This is a genomic window from Providencia sp. PROV201 (assembly GCF_028479545.1).
GTDB lineage: Bacteria > Pseudomonadota > Gammaproteobacteria > Enterobacterales > Enterobacteriaceae > Providencia > Providencia huaxiensis.
The window spans coordinates 79,443-95,645 of the sequence record NZ_JAMPNW010000016.1; the positions used below are offsets into that span (position 1 = coordinate 79,443).

The window sequence follows — 16,203 nt, forward strand, 5'->3', positions numbered from 1 at the left end:
TGTCGTTAATCATTTTTAGTGGAAAGTTATTTCATAGTATAACTTGTACGAGTGTAGGCTCCAACTATTGGACGGGCCAATCGCAATATATTCGTTGCTGATAGCATTTCATGCGCCTACTGGCTTGGTTTGTATTATTAAACTCAAACCATAATAACCTGTATCATCTGTTTCAAACAGGGGGCAGCGAAAAAACTGCGAGCATGTTACAATGGTGGCATTATTTTGCCGCGATTATTTTTAGTGTTGGTTTTCCTTCATCATAGTGAAGGCATTGATGCTTATAATTCAAGTTGTTAGATAATGCACACTTGAAATTATCTGTATTAGCAACCAGATCAGGCTGACATCGGCCCATCAACAGAATTGAGCTAAGACATATGTTTGATAATTTAACTGACAGACTATCGCGCACGTTGCGCAATATCAGTGGGCGTGGCCGTCTAACTGATGAAAATATTAAAGAAACACTACGCGAAGTTCGCATGGCCTTACTGGAAGCTGACGTTGCTTTACCAGTTGTCCGTGAATTCATTCAAAAAGTTAAAGAAAATGCCGTTGGGCAAGATGTCAATAAAAGTCTAACACCCGGCCAAGAGTTCATTAAAATAGTTCAAAATGAACTGACTAGGGCGATGGGGGACGAAAACCACCAACTTAATTTGTCCGCACAACCCCCCGCAGTTGTTTTAATGGCGGGCTTGCAAGGTGCAGGTAAAACAACCAGCGTTGCAAAATTAGGTAAGCATCTAAAAGAAAAACAGAAGAAAAAAGTATTAGTTGTCTCAGCTGACGTTTATCGCCCCGCAGCGATTAAACAATTAGAGACATTAGCTGAAAGTGTTGGAATAGACTTTTTCCCTTCAGAAGTACAAGAAAAACCCGCAGCAATTGTTCAAAAAGCATTAAAACATGCACAATTGCAATTCTACGATGTGTTGTTGGTGGATACCGCAGGTCGCTTACACGTCGATGAAGCGATGATGGAAGAAATCCAAGAAGTTCACCGCATTATTAAGCCAGTTGAGACCTTATTCGTCGTTGATGCGATGACAGGGCAGGATGCGGCAAACACAGCGAAAGCATTTAATGAAGCCTTACCACTGACAGGGGTTGTATTGACCAAGGTCGATGGTGATGCTCGAGGCGGTGCGGCACTTTCAATTCGTGCGATTACGGGGAAACCTATTAAATTCTTAGGTGTTGGTGAAAAAACTGATGCCTTAGAACCATTCCACCCAGAACGCGTCGCGTCGCGTATCCTTGGCATGGGTGATGTGATTTCTCTGATTGAAGAGATTGAGCATAAAGTTGACCGTGATGAAGCTGAAAAGCTTGCTAAAAAACTTAAAACGGGAGATGGCTTTGATTTAAATGACTTTTTAAGTCAATTAAAGCAAATGCGTAATATGGGCGGCATGGCGAGTATGATGAGCAAAATGCCTGGAATGTCTCAGTTACCCGATGCCGTTAAGTCCCAAATGGATGATAAAATCACCGTTCGTATGGAAGCGATGATTAATTCCATGACACGTAAAGAACGTGAAAAACCAGAAATTATTAAAGGCTCGCGAAAACGTCGTATTGCGGCAGGTTCGGGAACTACTGTGCAAGAAGTTAATCGCCTCTTGAAACAATTTGATGATATGCAACGCATGATGAAGAAAATGAAAAAAGGCGGCTTAGCCAAGATGATGCGCGGCATGAAAGGTATGATGCCACCGGGTTTTCCGGGGCGTTAAGCAATAAAGCCTCAAACAAAACGCACTTTTGATTGATTTTTGCGTCAAAGTGAGTAAACTTTTCGGGCTTTTTATATGACAGCCGGACTCTATCCCTCGATGGAGTCTGGTTGTTTTGTTAACTAATGAGGATGTTATGGTAACAATTCGTTTATCTCGTGGCGGCGCTAAAAAACGTCCGTTCTACCAAATCGTTGTAACCGATAGCCGCAATGCGCGTGACGGTCGTTTCATTGAGCGTATCGGTTTCTTCAACCCGATCGCTGCAGGTCAAGCAGAAGAACTGCGTTTAGACCTAGACCGTGTTGAGCATTGGGTTGGCTTAGGCGCAACTATTTCTGACCGTGTTGCACAACTGGTCAAACAAGCTAAGAAAGCAGCTTAATCTGTCGCGGTGGTAACAATGAGCAAGCAAACTAAACTACAGCCACCTGAAAACCCAATAGTATTGGGGAAATTAGGTGCGGCATACGGTATTCGTGGTTGGCTCAAAGTTTTTTCGTCCACCGAACATGCTGAAAGTATTTTTGAGTATCAGCCTTGGTTTATCCAACGTTCAGGTCAATGGCAACACATTGAAATTGAAGATTGGAAACATCATAACAAGGATATCATCGTCAAGCTGAACGGGGTCGATGACCGCGATGCAGCAGCACTCTTGACTAATTTTGAAATTGCGGTTGATTCAACCCAACTTCCTGAATTAGAAAACGAATACTACTGGAAAGACCTGATGGGCTGCCACGTAGTGACGTTACAAGGGTATGATCTTGGTACCATCACTGACATGATGGAGACTGGTTCAAATGATGTACTGGTCATTAAGGCGAACTTAAAAGATGCATTTGGCATCAAGGAGCGGTTGGTTCCGTTTCTTGATGGGCAGGTTATCAAGAAAGTCGATCTCGATGCCAAACTTATTGAAGTGGATTGGGATCCTGGTTTTTAAATCTCCGGTTGAACGGTTTTGATGAGTGGGACGAAATCATGTGGATTGGTGTAATTAGCCTGTTTCCCGAAATGTTCCGCGCAATAACCGAGTACGGGGTAACTGGCCGGGCAGTGAAGAATGGCCTGCTAACATTTGAGTGCTGGAATCCGCGAGATTTTACTCACGATAGGCACAAGACTGTTGATGATCGCCCCTATGGTGGTGGTCCAGGCATGCTGATGATGGTGCAACCGCTTAAGGATGCAATCAACGCAGCAAGAACTGAGGCTGGTGAGGGTGCAAAGGTTATTTATCTTTCACCACAAGGGCGCAAACTCAGTCAAGACGGTGTTTGCGAGCTGGCAACTAACGAGAAATTGATCCTCGTTTGTGGCCGCTATGAAGGCATTGATGAACGTATCATTCAAACCGAAGTTGACGAAGAATGGTCAATCGGTGATTACGTTCTCAGTGGTGGGGAACTCCCCGCGATGGTGTTGATTGACTCAGTTTCACGGTTTATACCCGGGGTACTTGGTCATCAAGCCTCTGCCCAAGAAGACTCTTTTGCAGATGGTTTGTTAGATTGTCCACACTATACCCGCCCTGAAGTGTTAGATGGCATGCAAGTTCCTGATGTTTTACTTTCAGGAAACCACGCTAAAATAGATAGCTGGCGCATGAAACAATCACTCGGCCGTACCTGGCTTAGAAGACCTGAGCTTCTGGAAAGCCTAGCTCTGACTGACGAGCAGAGGATGTTGCTGGCTGAATTCCAACGGGAATATCAGTCTGAGCAACAAATGAATCCAGACAATTAATTGTCTAAACATATCAGTTTACCTAGGGTAAGAGAGTTATTATGAGCAACATTATTAAACAAATCGAAGAAGAGCAAATGAAGCAGGACGTACCTTCATTCCGTCAGGGTGACACCGTGGAAGTTAAGGTATGGGTCGTAGAAGGCTCTAAAAAACGTCTGCAGGCATTCGAGGGCGTGGTTATCGCTATTCGTAACCGCGGTCTGCACTCTGCATTCACTGTTCGTAAAATTTCTAACGGCGAAGGTGTTGAGCGTGTATTCCAAACTCACTCTCCAGTCGTAGATAGCATTGCTGTTAAACGTCGTGGTGCTGTTCGCAGATCTAAACTGTACTACCTGCGTGAGCGTTCTGGTAAGGCAGCTCGTATCAAAGAGCGTCTGAACGCCAAGTAATACGCTTTCGCTACATCCGAAAGTTATGTTATAGAGAGGCCCGCTTTTGCGGGCCTTTTTATATTCGTCACTATATTCTTCATATTTCAAATTGTAGCTGTGTTGGCTGCACTCATTCGCACTAGTCACATACTTGTGTATGCTCCTAGCGTCTCATTCCTTTGCCGCCTTGCTACAACTCGAACTATTTAGAATACAACTGAGAAAATCTATTTCAAGTTGTAGCCGTGTTGGCTTCGTTCAGCCATACAGGTCACATACTGATGTATGCTCCCTGCGATGTCCTTACTTTGCCGCCTTGCTACAACTCGAACTATTTAGAATATAGCTGAGAGATTAACCTCTTAATCTGTAAATAAATATTTACTAAAAATTAGTATTGAACACTAATTTAAATATTATAAATGTTAATTTTATGTAAATTTTTATATTTATCAACTTATTACCGAAGTGTAAATATTTATTTACATGCATGGAAATATTTTACATAAATGGATTGAATTGTTTACGATGCATGGTATGTTATTACTCATGCACTCAAACACAATACGTAAATAATAAACTAAGCAAATATAAGCTAATAAGTAGGTAAAAAATGATCATGCAAAAAGATGTACTCAACAATGTGAATATTCAAGACGAGCAGGTATTAATCACTCCTGAGAGTCTGAAAGCAAAATATCCGCTGAGTAACAGCAGCCTGCATGCCATTGCGACATCGCGCCAAGTGATTGCTGATATCATTCATCAACGCGACCCTCGCTTACTCGTGGTATGTGGTCCTTGCTCAATCCATGATGTGGATGCTGCGATTGAATATGGTGAGCGTTTGAAAGTATTAGCCGAAGAATTAAGTGATAGCTTATATATTGTGATGCGTGTGTATTTTGAAAAACCTCGTACAACAGTGGGTTGGAAAGGCTTGATTAGTGACCCATTTATGGATGGCTCCTTTGAAATGGAAAAAGGCCTACATATTGCTCGTGACTTGTTGACTAATTTAGTGAATATGGGCCTACCATTAGCAACAGAAGCACTGGATCCTAACAATCCTCAATACTTAGGGGATCTATTCAGTTGGTCTGCAATTGGTGCAAGAACGACTGAATCACAAACACACCGTGAAATGGCATCAGGCTTATCTATGCCTGTTGGTTTTAAAAATGGGACCGATGGTAGCTTATCTACAGCAATTAATGCGTTAAAAGCAGCAGCAATGCCACACCGTTTTATGGGAATTAACCAATCGGGCCAAGTTTGTTTATTGCATACTAAAGGCAATAGTAATGGGCATGTTATTTTACGTGGTGGAAAAACGCCTAATTACAATGCTGAAGATATCGCGGCTTGTGAAGTGGAAATGAAAAAAGCAGGTTTAGCGCCATCGCTTATGGTGGATTGTAGCCATGGAAACTCAAATAAAGATTACCGCCGTCAACCATTAGTTGTTGATTCTATTATTGAACAAATTATTAATGGTAATGAATCAATTACAGGTATTATGTTAGAAAGCCATATTAATGAAGGGAATCAAACATCTGAGCAAGCCCGTGACGCAATGAAATACGGTGTTTCAGTAACAGATGCCTGCATTAACTGGCAAACGACGGAAACGGTATTGCGTAATTTACATCAGGCATTGTTACCTGTGCTTGAACAACGTGCGCAAAAATTGAGTAAAGTGAGCTGATCAAGGTATTGGTATGTCTGTTGAGTTAACCCATTTACGGGAACAAATTGATGAAGTTGATAAATCTTTATTAGATTTATTAGCAAAAAGGCTGCAACTGGTTGCTGAAGTCGGTGAAGTGAAAAGCTTACATGGTTTACCGATTTATGTGCCTGAACGAGAAACAAGCATGTTGGCAGCACGTCGCGCAGAAGCTGAGCGTATGGGGATCCCGCCTGATCTGATTGAAGATATTCTTAGGCGGATCATGCGCGAATCTTATGCACGTGAAAATGATAAAGGGTTTAAAACACTGAACCCATCAGCAGGCCCCATTGTGATTGTTGGTGGTGATGGGAAAATGGGACGGCTATTTCATCGTCTCCTTAACTTATCAGGCTACCAAGTAAAGACCTTAAATGAAGGTGACTGGCCGCAAGCAGAATCTATAGTAGCAGGTGCTAGCATCGTGATGATTAGTGTGCCAATACATTTGACGGTACAAGTCATCAACCAACTGCCTAGGCTGGATAAAAGCACGGTCTTGATGGATATTGCATCGATTAAGCAACAGCCATTAGAAGCGATGTTAGCAGCCCATGATGGGCCAGTACTTGGGCTTCACCCGATGTTTGGCCCTGATATTGGTAGTGTTGCAAAGCAAGTTTTTGCTTACTGTAATGGCCGTAGTTCAGAGGCTTATCAATGGTTCCTTGAACAACTATTAGTTTGGGGAGCTCGTTTGAAAGAAATATCAGCCGAAGAGCATGATAGAAACATGAGCTTTATTCAGGCATTACGCCACTTTACAACATTTACTTACGGGCGAAATCTTGCTGAGGAAAATATCGATTTACAGCAATTGCTTGATTTATCATCGCCTATTTATCGCTTAGAGCTTGCGATGGTTGGGCGTCTATTTGCCCAAGACCCTCAACTATATGCAGACATTATTATGTCTTCAAATGAAAATGTTGAATTGATACGTAGATATCATCAGTTATTAGGTGATTCAATAGCACTACTAGAGAACAAAGATAAAGCAGAATTTATTCGCCAATTTAATCAAGTTAGTCAGTGGTTCGGCGAAGATGCCCATCATTTCATGAAAGAAAGCCAATCATTATTGCAACGAGCAAATGATAATCGAAAATAATCATCTCCACCCTCTATCGTGTTTTATGGCGGTAGGGGGCTTTAATTTTTGTTGATTTATTATTATCTTCCATAGTCTTCTGTTTTAGCTAATCTTGTCTATATATTTATTTAAAATAAGCAATTGTACTTATATGTATAATTTCTATCGAATAATATGCCACTTAGCCAAAAATTAAATTTATTCACTATTTAATTCTAAATTAATCGATTTATAAAATTAATATTTATAAATCGATCGATTTATATGATAAAGATTTCATCTATTTTACCGATAACTCTACTCATTAAATGATGGTTAGCGTGGTAAATATATGTTTTTTAAAAATCTTAAAATCAGTATGAAGTTAACGGTCGCATTTGGTAGTTTTGTTGCGCTTATTATCTTAAGTTCAATATTTTCTTTAGCAAATATGAACCGAGCTAATGAAGGAATGAAGCAAGTGCTTTATGAAAGCTACCCTATTGCTTCGACAGCAGGGCAGATGATGGATAACTTTTATTCTTTTATTGGGATCCAAGAGCTTATTTTACTTGATGATCGTGGGAGTGATAAGCGTCGTGAAGAGCTGGCTAAAATTACACTGAAAATAACAGAGTTATTTGAAAAATTAGAAACTAGTGTGACCGATGATCGTTCTAAAGAAATTTTGGCGGACTTACGTGTGATCCGTCAACAGTTCCATGCATCACAGGCTCGTATGAATGCGTTCTTACAACAGAACAATCGCCAAGCTGCCATTGACGAGATGATGACGAAAACGTCGAGTATTCAGCGTGATTATCGAGATCAAATTCAAACTTTAATGGCAATTCAAGATTTGCAGATGCAAGAGATTGGCCGGAAAGTTAATGCAGACTATGAAAGTAATAAAATATTACTAGCAGTGCTATCAATCTTGAGTATTGGCGCGGGCTGCATAATGGGTTGGTATATTACGACAATTATTACAAGGCCATTGGAAAATGCAGTCAATTTCGCTCAGTCAATTGCAAATGGGGATCTGACTAAGGATATTCAGGTTACCTCAAAAGATGAAACAGGAGTGTTATTAAATTCACTTAATGCGATGAAAGAGCACCTACTAGAAATCGTTCAAGAGGTTCAGCAAGGTTCTGAAAGTATTTCGGCAGCAGCAGGGCAGATTGTTGCGGGGAACCAAAACCTGGCCGCGCGCACCGAAGAGCAAGCTGCATCAGTTGAAGAAACAGCCAGTTCAATGGAACAAATCACGTCAACGGTTCAAAACACGACTGAACACACTCATGAAGCCAGTATGCTTGCAGACCAAGCTGCGATTATTGTGCAAAATAATGGTGACATGATGAGCCAAGTCACGAACAAAATGCGTGCAATTAATGGTTCGTCATCACAGATGACAGAAATTATTAATCTAATCGACTCTATTGCATTCCAAACCAATATTTTAGCATTGAATGCATCTGTTGAAGCCGCAAGAGCTGGTGAGCATGGGCGAGGCTTCGCTGTTGTTGCTGGAGAAGTAAGATTATTAGCACAGAAAAGTGCCGCTTCCGCGAGTGATATTCGTGTGTTGATTGAAAATTCATCGGCACAAACACAAGAAGGCATGGAACTTGTTGAAAAAGCAACTCAACAAATACATGGCATGGTTGATAGTGTAAAAGAGATGAATGCGTTATTACGTGAAATTGGGCAGGCTAGCCGTGAGCAAAGCGATGGCATTTCTCAAATCAATAGTGCGGTCGGGCAGCTTGATTTAACTACACAGCAAAATGCGAGTCTAGTTGAAGAATCTGTTGTCGCAGCGGACTCATTAAATGAACAGGCGTACCATTTGAAGGAGCTAGTCAATTATTTCAGAGTGAAATCGTCGACTCACCAACCTGAAGTGAGAGTATAGTTTCAGTTTAATAGGCTGCACTGAAAAATGCAGCCTAACTATATCTTATTAAGGTGTAATTTTTTCAGGTTCAACAGGAACCACATTTTCGGATGGGTAGCAGCCTAATATTTTAATTGACCTAGTAATTGTTGAAAGCTCTCTTAAAGCTTGTTGCATATTATCTGAACGTAAGTTTGCATGCACATCGACATAAAACATCTCTTCCCACGGTTTTCCATTAATTGGGCGTGATTCTAATTTGCTCATAATTATCTTATTATTTTTCAAAATAACTAATGCATCAACTAAAGCACCGGCTTGTTGGCCAGTAGTAAGAAGCAGTGTTGTTTTTGCAGGAACTTGTTCTGTGACTTCAATTGCTTGTGGTGCAACAACAATAAAGCGAGTCATATTAATTTGCTGATTAGCAAGGTTATGCTCTATTACACTTAAATCATATAGTGCGCCACCAGCTTCACTTCCAAGAGCTGCGACACTTGGTGAGTTTTGGTCTGCGACCATTTGCATTGCAGTTGAAGTGCTATCACAATATTTTATTTCCCAGTGTGGGAATTGCGCTAAGTACTGGCTACATTGCTGGAAAGGCTGTGGATGGCTATAAACGGTTTTGATCTGGCTGAGATCGGTATTTCCTGTAGTTAGGAGACAATGGTTAATTGGGAGCCGAATCTCTCCGACGATTGATAATGACGTATTTTGCAGTAAATCGTAAACATCGTTAATTGCGCCCGAACTGGTGTTTTCTATTGGCAAAATACCATATTCCGCTTGTCCATTTTCAACTAATGAAAAAATATCTTGGAATTTGTGGCAACTGCATTCAACCAATTGGTCAAAATGACGGGCTGAGTACTGGCGTGCAGCAATGTGTGAATAAGAGCCTTTAGGCCCTAAGAACGCAAACCGGGCAGTGTCACTAGGGGTTAAATTTAAATGCTTTTGTAAAATTGCCTGTTGTGTAAGAACGGAGTCCTCAATAATCATTTGAAATAAGCGAGTAATATAAAAGCCATCAAGCCCTAGAGGTTTGCCTTTGTTAATTAAAACATCCAAAAGCTGGCGTTCACGGTCTTTATCACGAATTGGGCGGCTATCATCAATTTTTGTTTCCGCAACTTCAACAGCATAACCACGGCGCTTTGCTAAAAGATTGAGTAACTCACTATCCAGTTGGCTTATTTTTTCTCTTACTTTCAATAAATTAGTGCTGTTTTCCATTCTGCCCACCCTGTTAATATTATGATATAAAAAAAGCCCCCTAGAGGGGGCTTTTTAATTTTGTCTTCTTTTCTTTCTCGAACGACAAAAGCCCCTAATTAGGAGTTGCTAAAGAAGAAAAAGAAAACAAAATTAAGATTCATATGAATACCTTTAATCAGATTCAATTTAAATAAACCCGATACTCACTAAGAAGTCAATAGGTAAGGATCAGAAACATAAAAAAACGCGCCCATAGTGAGCGCGTTTGTAAGGTTCAAGATTAGTTGATAGATAATATAAAATTATAACGTAACAGTATTATTCGCTTCTTTTACACTATTATATGCTCTTCTTGATTCTCCTTTATGTTGCACTTTATTGAGTTGTCTTTCGAGTTTGTTAATTAGTTCATTAATTGCAACGTACATATCTTCATGTTTGGCACTTGCGACCAATTTTCCTGTCGCTGTTTTTATGTTGGCATCAACCATAAAACCTTGTGGCTCTTTTGATAATACAATATGGGTATTTATCAGGGATACTTGCCACTTGTCGAGTTTTGTTAGACGGCTCTCAATGTGCTCACGAATCGCTGGGGTAATGTCCATTTGCTTGCTAGTAATGTTCACTATCATATAGTTACCTCTCATTGTTTCCGTCTTTGTTGAGTTCAGAATACCTATTCTTGCTAAGAAAAAATTGATGTAGATCACATCTCATTCAGGGGAAGAGTAACAGCTATCTGAAGTGTGATTTCACATAAAAAAGGGGTGAAAAAGCATTGCCAAAATGAATGGATTAAGGGACACTGATTGAGTTGGCTAGGGGAACGGTAAATAGCCGGAGCTTTTTTTGGGTTAAAATTAGTCCCTTAAATGAGCAAGCAACTAAATCGCCGCTAGCAAAGAAAAACAGCAGCCTTGGCTGCTGTTTTAGATCTCACGATGTTATTATTGTGGGTTTGCAGCAATAATACTCGCAACTTTATTCGCTTCTTGGTTTAGCCCCATCTCATTATAAGCAATTTCCATGTATGCTAAGGCATTACGTGTTGCTTCTGTGTCTGGGTAGTCTTTTAGCATTTGTTGAACACGATTAACAACCGCGACATAAGCACCGCGTTTGTTGTAGTATTCGACAACAGAAAGGTCGAATTTCGCTAAACGGTCTTTCAAGAAGACTAATCGCTTACTCGCATCATTTGAGTATAAGCTGTTAGGATAGTAGCGAACTAGCTGACTGAAATCTTTGAATGCAACTCGTGCATGCTGTGGGTCTCTGTCTGAGCGGTCGATACCAAAAAGGCCTTGCAATAAGCTATCATCCAGAGCCATTGCGGTTAAGCCTCGCATATAGAGGACATAATCAATATTTGGATGAGTTGGGTTCAAACGCATGAAACGGTCAATCGCAGCTATCGCCATTGGCAGTTCTGCTGATTTATAATATGCATAAATCAGGTCTAATTGAACCTGTTGAGCATATGGACCAAATGGATAACGGTTATCAAGAGCTTCAAATTGTTTAATCGCTGCTTTAAAATTGCCGTCCTGTAATTTTTGCTGACCCGTTGCATATATTTCAGCAGGGGAGCTATCAGGGCTGACTTCAGGAGTGCTGGAACAGCCGACTAAAATCAGGCTCAACGTGGCTGCAGCCACCAGATTTTTCATACGTATCATCACGTGTAGGTTATCCTCTGAGTGTTTCGAGGGAGTCTATCCATAAGGCTCCCGGCAAAATTCGAGTTACAATAGCATATATTTTAAATGAAACGGCGCTGCCGTCAAAATACAAACACCAAAAAGTAGATTAATTTATGGCTCAACAAGTACAACTTAGTGCAACTATCGCTGAATCACAGCTTGGTCAACGTTTAGATCAGGCTTTGGCCGAATTGTTCCCTGATTATTCACGTTCTCGCATAAAAGAATGGATTTTAGCTGATAGAGTGCAGGTTAATGGCAAAGTTATCAATAAGCCAAAAGAAAAAGTTTTCGGCAGTGAACAAATTTTAATCGACGCCCTCATTGAAGAAGATAATCGCTGGGAACCACAAGATATCCCACTTAATGTGATTTATGAAGATGAAGATATCTTAATTATTAATAAACCGCGTGATTTAGTTGTTCACCCTGGTGCAGGGAACCCTGATGGCACAATTTTGAATGCGTTGTTATATCGCTATCCTGAAATTGCAGATGTGCCAAGAGCCGGTATTGTTCATCGTTTAGATAAAGACACCACTGGCTTAATGGTTGTAGCAAAAACAGTTCCTGCTCAAACCCACCTCGTTGAAGCATTGCAACGTAGAGAAATTACGCGTGAATATGAAGCGGTTGCAGTAGGCCGTATGACTGCGGGGGGCATGGTAGAAGAACCTATCTCTCGTCATCCAACTAAAAGAACGCATATGGCTGTTCATCCAATGGGGAAACCTGCGGTAACGCATTATCGAATAATGGAGCACTTTAGAGCCCATACTCGGTTACGTTTACGTCTGGAAACGGGGAGAACCCACCAAATCCGTGTCCATATGGCCCACATCAATCATCCATTAATTGGTGACCCTTTATACGGTGGCCGTCCGCGTCCATTAAAAGGGGCGACAGAAGAATTTCTGGAAGTGATGCGTAATTTTGATAGGCAAGCACTGCACGCCACCATGTTACGCTTATATCACCCAATTTCAGGTATTCAAATGGAGTGGCATGCACCGTTACCTGATGATATGGTTAAGCTTATTGAAGCTCTAAAAGCAGATACTGAACTGCATAAAGACGATATGGACTGGTAATGAATACATTGATTTTCCCTGATTGGCCACAACCTAACAACATAGCGAGCTGTAGTACAACGCGTGCAGGTGGTGTGAGCCTACCACCTTTTGATAGCTTGAATTTAGGTGATCATGTTGGGGATATCCCCAATGCCGTCAGTGAAAATCGTCAGCGCCTTGAAAAACTTGCTCAGCTGCCACAACAGCCTGTTTGGCTTGAGCAAGTTCATGGGACGGATGTGCTCAATCTTGTTGGTAAGAAAGTTCACAATAGGCAAGCAGATGCCGTGTATAGCAATCAGGTAGGGCAAGTTTGCGCTATTATGACTGCGGATTGCTTGCCTGTGTTATTTACTAATCAAGCAGGAACGGAAGTGGCAGCAGCCCACGCAGGGTGGCGCGGGCTATGTCATGGGGTTCTTGAAAATACAATCAATCAGTTTATTAGTCCTGCAAATGAAATTATCGCTTGGCTTGGCCCCGCTATTGGTGCTGAGAAATTTGAAGTTGGTAAAGAAGTCAAAGAGGCTTTTGTTAATCAATCATCTGATTTAGTCTCTGCCTTTATTCCTTATAATGATAAATATCTAGCTGATATTTATTTATTAGCACGTAAAAAACTACAGGCTGCTGGCGTAACGAAGGTCTATGGTGGTGATTTTTGTACAGTAACAGATAAAAACAGATTTTTTTCCTATCGAAGGGAAGGAAAAACCGGCAGGATGGCATCATTAATATGGATAAATACCTAGCGTTGGTGTTTTGTTCTAAATTAATGGATATAACAGAAATAATTCCTTGCGAAACTTGAATATTTAATAACTGACCTCATCTAGTATCCAGTAGCAAATTTAATCTCATTTATTGGAGGTGTTATGCGTCTGGACCGTTTAACGAATAAATTCCAGCAAGCTCTCGCTGACGCCCAATCACTAGCCCTTGGGCGCGAAAACCAGTTTATCGAACCTATTCATCTATTAAGTGCCCTTTTTAATCAAGAGGGTGGCACAGTTCGTCCATTGCTGACGACGTTAGGCGTGAATGCCGTACAATTTCAGCAAAAAGTCGAAGATGCATTAGGGCGTTTACCTCAAGTGCAAGGTGTAGCGGGCGATGTTCAACCATCAAGTGACTTAATGCGTCATTTGAATTTATGTGATCAGTTGGCACAAAAGCACGGAGATGAGTTTATCTCCTCAGAATTATTTCTTGTCGCAGCTTTAGAAGCCAATACGACATTAGCAGACATGCTCAAAGCTGCTGGTGTTAATAAAGATAATTTAAAAAAGGCAATAGAACAGATGCGTGGTGGAGAAAAAGTGAATGACCAAAGCGCTGAAGACCAGCGCCAAGCCTTGAAAAAATACACTGTTGATTTAACCGAACGTGCAGAGCAAGGCAAATTAGACCCAGTGATTGGTCGAGATGAAGAAATTCGTCGGACCATTCAAGTACTGCAACGCCGTACTAAAAATAACCCAGTGCTGATTGGTGAGCCAGGTGTTGGTAAAACAGCAATTGTTGAAGGGTTAGCACAACGTATTGTAAATGGTGAAATACCAGAAGGGCTAAAAAACAAACGCGTATTATCCCTGGATATGGGGGCGCTGATTGCGGGTGCGAAATATCGTGGCGAGTTTGAAGAGCGTTTGAAAGCGGTTCTAAATGATCTTGCCAAACAGGAAGGTAACGTCATTCTGTTTATTGATGAGTTACACACCATGGTTGGTGCAGGTAAAGCCGATGGTGCGATGGATGCGGGTAATATGTTAAAACCGGCTCTAGCTCGCGGTGAATTACACTGTGTTGGTGCAACCACATTAGATGAATACCGTCAATACATTGAGAAAGACCCTGCTTTAGAGCGTCGTTTCCAGAAAGTGTATGTGGCAGAGCCATCTGTTGAAGACACAATTGCCATTTTACGTGGTTTAAAAGAGCGTTATGAATTGCATCACCACGTACAGATAACAGACCCAGCGATTGTGGCGGCAGCAACGTTATCACATCGGTATATTACTGACCGTATGTTACCTGATAAAGCAATTGACTTGATTGATGAAGCGGGTGCAAGTTTACGTATGCAAATGGATTCGAAACCAGAATCCTTGGATAGGCTGGAACGTCGTATTATTCAGCTCAAACTTGAACAGCAAGCGCTGAAAAAAGAATCGGATGACGCAAGTAAAAAACGTCTTGAAATGTTAGAAGAAGAGCTTGCAGAGAAAGAGCGTGAATATTCTGCGTTAGAAGAAGAATGGAAAGCTGAAAAAGCATCATTAACGGGTACTCAGCATATTAAAGCTGAACTTGAAAATACACGTATCGAGATGGAAAAAGCACGCCGTATGGGTGATTTGGCAAAAATGTCCGAATTGCAATACGGTAAAATTCCAGAATTGGAAAAACAGCTGGAAGCAGCAACGAAAGCTGAAGGTAAAAGCATGAAACTGTTACGTAACAAAGTAACAGATGTTGAAATTGCTGAAATCTTAGCGCGTTGGACTGGTATCCCAGTATCTCGAATGCTAGAAAGCGAAAGAGAAAAACTGTTACGCATGGAACAGCAACTCCATCAGCGTGTTATTGGGCAAGATGAAGCGGTCGTTGCAGTATCGAATGCAATTCGTCGTAGCCGTGCAGGGTTATCAGACCCAAATCGCCCAATTGGCTCGTTTATGTTTTTAGGGCCAACAGGGGTAGGTAAAACTGAGTTGTGTAAAGCGTTAGCAAACTTCATGTTTGATAGCGATGATGCAATGGTTCGTATCGACATGTCTGAATTTATGGAAAAACATGCGGTGTCGCGTTTAGTGGGCGCACCTCCAGGTTATGTCGGTTATGAAGAAGGTGGGTATTTAACCGAAGCTATTCGACGTCGTCCATATTCCGTCATTTTATTGGATGAAGTTGAGAAAGCACACCCTGATGTTTTCAACATTTTATTGCAAGTGCTTGATGATGGACGCTTAACGGATGGGCAAGGTAGAACGGTAGACTTCCGTAATACGGTGATCATTATGACATCTAACTTGGGTTCTGACTTAATCCAAGAAAGGTTTGGCATGATTGGTTATTCAGAAATGAAAGATATGGTGATGGAAGTGGTATCTCATAGTTTCAGGCCTGAATTCATTAACCGTATCGATGAAGTCGTTGTATTCCATCCATTAGGTAAAGAGCAAATTACGAATATTGCCAATATTCAACTGGCTCGTTTATACAAACGTCTTGAAGAGCACGGCTATGAAGTCAGCGCAACACCAGCTGCACTTGAGAAAATTGGGGAGGCTGGTTTTGACCCAATCTTCGGAGCAAGGCCATTGAAACGTGCAATTCAGCAGGAAATTGAAAACCCTCTGGCACAAGAAATCTTGTCAGGTAGGTTATTGCCAGGTAAACCAGTCATTTTAGATGTAGAAAATGACGAAATCGTTGCTAAACAGTAATTGATATTATTGTAGAATCAAAAGGTGGCTATCATTAGCCACCTTTTTTATATCAAATTACGTATAAAACTGCTTTTTTTGTTTGAGAATTGGTCGTAAAGTATAAAATGTAGTCACTTGAAAGTTTTTTTCAAAAAAACACTTGCCAGATTTTTCTGACTCCCTATAATGCGCCA

The 16,203-nt window shown here is 41.1% G+C and carries 14 protein-coding genes and 1 other annotated feature; of the genes, 11 read left to right on the top strand and 3 right to left on the bottom strand.

Translation table 11 applies throughout. The features are described 5' to 3' along the window. The first annotated feature begins 380 nt into the window (after window positions 1–380). The 8 genes from ffh to PR809_RS13955 all read left to right on the top strand — a co-directional run bounded on the left by ffh (window position 381) and on the right by PR809_RS13955 (window position 8,596). On the top strand, window positions 381–1,742 hold the full coding sequence (ffh, locus tag PR809_RS13920) for a signal recognition particle protein (RefSeq protein ID WP_102139730.1): 1,362 nt from the start codon (window positions 381–383) through the stop codon (window positions 1,740–1,742). Between the two features lie 136 nt (window positions 1,743–1,878). After that, window positions 1,879–2,127, top strand: a complete 249-nt coding sequence (gene rpsP / locus PR809_RS13925) for a 30S ribosomal protein S16 (protein WP_004264823.1) — start codon at window positions 1,879–1,881, stop codon at window positions 2,125–2,127. An 18-nt stretch (window positions 2,128–2,145) separates the two neighbouring features. Beyond that, window positions 2,146–2,691 (top strand): ribosome maturation factor RimM, encoded by a 546-nt coding sequence (gene rimM / locus PR809_RS13930; RefSeq protein ID WP_047757188.1) that lies wholly within the window; start codon window positions 2,146–2,148, stop codon window positions 2,689–2,691. Window positions 2,692–2,729: 38 nt separating this feature from the next. Further along, window positions 2,730–3,494 (top strand): tRNA (guanosine(37)-N1)-methyltransferase TrmD, encoded by a 765-nt coding sequence (gene trmD / locus PR809_RS13935; RefSeq protein ID WP_125893610.1) that lies wholly within the window; start codon window positions 2,730–2,732, stop codon window positions 3,492–3,494. A gap of 41 nt (window positions 3,495–3,535) precedes the next feature. Further along, the gene (gene rplS / locus PR809_RS13940; protein ID WP_096864779.1) at window positions 3,536–3,889 is read left to right on the top strand and encodes a 50S ribosomal protein L19; all 354 of its coding nucleotides are present in this window, start codon (window positions 3,536–3,538) and stop codon (window positions 3,887–3,889) included. A gap of 595 nt (window positions 3,890–4,484) precedes the next feature. Continuing rightward, on the top strand, window positions 4,485–5,579 hold the full coding sequence (locus PR809_RS13945) for a 3-deoxy-7-phosphoheptulonate synthase (protein ID WP_102139727.1): 1,095 nt from the start codon (window positions 4,485–4,487) through the stop codon (window positions 5,577–5,579). 13 nt (window positions 5,580–5,592) lie between these two features. Continuing rightward, entirely contained in the window at window positions 5,593–6,714 is a 1,122-nt protein-coding gene (tyrA, locus tag PR809_RS13950) for a bifunctional chorismate mutase/prephenate dehydrogenase (protein ID WP_102139726.1), read from the top strand. A gap of 313 nt (window positions 6,715–7,027) precedes the next feature. Continuing rightward, entirely contained in the window at window positions 7,028–8,596 is a 1,569-nt protein-coding gene (locus tag PR809_RS13955) for a methyl-accepting chemotaxis protein (protein WP_206276199.1), read from the top strand. A gap of 48 nt (window positions 8,597–8,644) precedes the next feature. On the opposite strand, the gene pheA is transcribed toward PR809_RS13955, so the two are convergent. The 3 genes from pheA to bamD form a co-directional block, all read right to left on the bottom strand. Further along, the gene (pheA, locus tag PR809_RS13960; RefSeq protein WP_102139724.1) at window positions 8,645–9,817 is read right to left on the bottom strand and encodes a bifunctional chorismate mutase/prephenate dehydratase; all 1,173 of its coding nucleotides are present in this window, start codon (window positions 9,815–9,817) and stop codon (window positions 8,645–8,647) included. Between the two features lie 26 nt (window positions 9,818–9,843). Further along, window positions 9,844–9,961: a sequence feature (Phe leader region), on the bottom strand. Window positions 9,962–10,101: 140 nt separating this feature from the next. Then, window positions 10,102–10,434, bottom strand: coding sequence for a ribosome-associated translation inhibitor RaiA (raiA, locus tag PR809_RS13965; RefSeq protein WP_102139723.1), 333 nt, complete (start codon window positions 10,432–10,434; stop codon window positions 10,102–10,104). 315 nt (window positions 10,435–10,749) lie between these two features. After that, complete coding sequence (gene bamD / locus PR809_RS13970) at window positions 10,750–11,481, bottom strand: outer membrane protein assembly factor BamD (protein WP_102139722.1); 732 nt, start codon at window positions 11,479–11,481, stop codon at window positions 10,750–10,752. Window positions 11,482–11,618: 137 nt separating this feature from the next. On the opposite strand from bamD, the gene rluD reads away from it, so the two are divergent. From rluD to clpB, 3 genes are all read left to right on the top strand, one after another. Beyond that, window positions 11,619–12,596, top strand: coding sequence for a 23S rRNA pseudouridine(1911/1915/1917) synthase RluD (gene rluD, locus PR809_RS13975; RefSeq protein ID WP_102139721.1), 978 nt, complete (start codon window positions 11,619–11,621; stop codon window positions 12,594–12,596). Further along, window positions 12,596–13,330 (top strand): purine nucleoside phosphorylase YfiH, encoded by a 735-nt coding sequence (gene yfiH, locus PR809_RS13980; protein WP_206276200.1) that lies wholly within the window; start codon window positions 12,596–12,598, stop codon window positions 13,328–13,330. The genes rluD and yfiH overlap by 1 nt, the downstream gene beginning before the upstream one ends. Window positions 13,331–13,453: 123 nt before the next feature. Then, window positions 13,454–16,027: an ATP-dependent chaperone ClpB gene (gene clpB, locus PR809_RS13985; RefSeq protein ID WP_102139719.1), complete on the top strand. Its 2,574-nt coding sequence runs from the start codon at window positions 13,454–13,456 to the stop codon at window positions 16,025–16,027. The last annotated feature ends 176 nt before the right edge of the window (window positions 16,028–16,203 follow it).

Bases quoted from the DNA above. Each gene is read 5' to 3' on its own strand.
- ffh (WP_102139730.1), top strand. From the start codon at position 381: ATGTTTGATAATTTAACTGACAGACTATCGCGCACGTTGCGCAATATC.
- rpsP (WP_004264823.1), top strand. From the start codon at position 1,879: ATGGTAACAATTCGTTTATCTCGTGGCGGCGCTAAAAAACGTCCGTTC.
- rimM (WP_047757188.1), top strand. From the start codon at position 2,146: ATGAGCAAGCAAACTAAACTACAGCCACCTGAAAACCCAATAGTATTG.
- trmD (WP_125893610.1), top strand. From the start codon at position 2,730: ATGTGGATTGGTGTAATTAGCCTGTTTCCCGAAATGTTCCGCGCAATA.
- rplS (WP_096864779.1), top strand. From the start codon at position 3,536: ATGAGCAACATTATTAAACAAATCGAAGAAGAGCAAATGAAGCAGGAC.
- PR809_RS13945 (WP_102139727.1), top strand. From the start codon at position 4,485: ATGATCATGCAAAAAGATGTACTCAACAATGTGAATATTCAAGACGAG.
- tyrA (WP_102139726.1), top strand. From the start codon at position 5,593: ATGTCTGTTGAGTTAACCCATTTACGGGAACAAATTGATGAAGTTGAT.
- PR809_RS13955 (WP_206276199.1), top strand. From the start codon at position 7,028: ATGTTTTTTAAAAATCTTAAAATCAGTATGAAGTTAACGGTCGCATTT.
- pheA (WP_102139724.1), bottom strand. From the start codon at position 9,817: ATGGAAAACAGCACTAATTTATTGAAAGTAAGAGAAAAAATAAGCCAA.
- raiA (WP_102139723.1), bottom strand. From the start codon at position 10,434: ATGATAGTGAACATTACTAGCAAGCAAATGGACATTACCCCAGCGATT.
- bamD (WP_102139722.1), bottom strand. From the start codon at position 11,481: ATGATACGTATGAAAAATCTGGTGGCTGCAGCCACGTTGAGCCTGATT.
- rluD (WP_102139721.1), top strand. From the start codon at position 11,619: ATGGCTCAACAAGTACAACTTAGTGCAACTATCGCTGAATCACAGCTT.
- yfiH (WP_206276200.1), top strand. From the start codon at position 12,596: ATGAATACATTGATTTTCCCTGATTGGCCACAACCTAACAACATAGCG.
- clpB (WP_102139719.1), top strand. From the start codon at position 13,454: ATGCGTCTGGACCGTTTAACGAATAAATTCCAGCAAGCTCTCGCTGAC.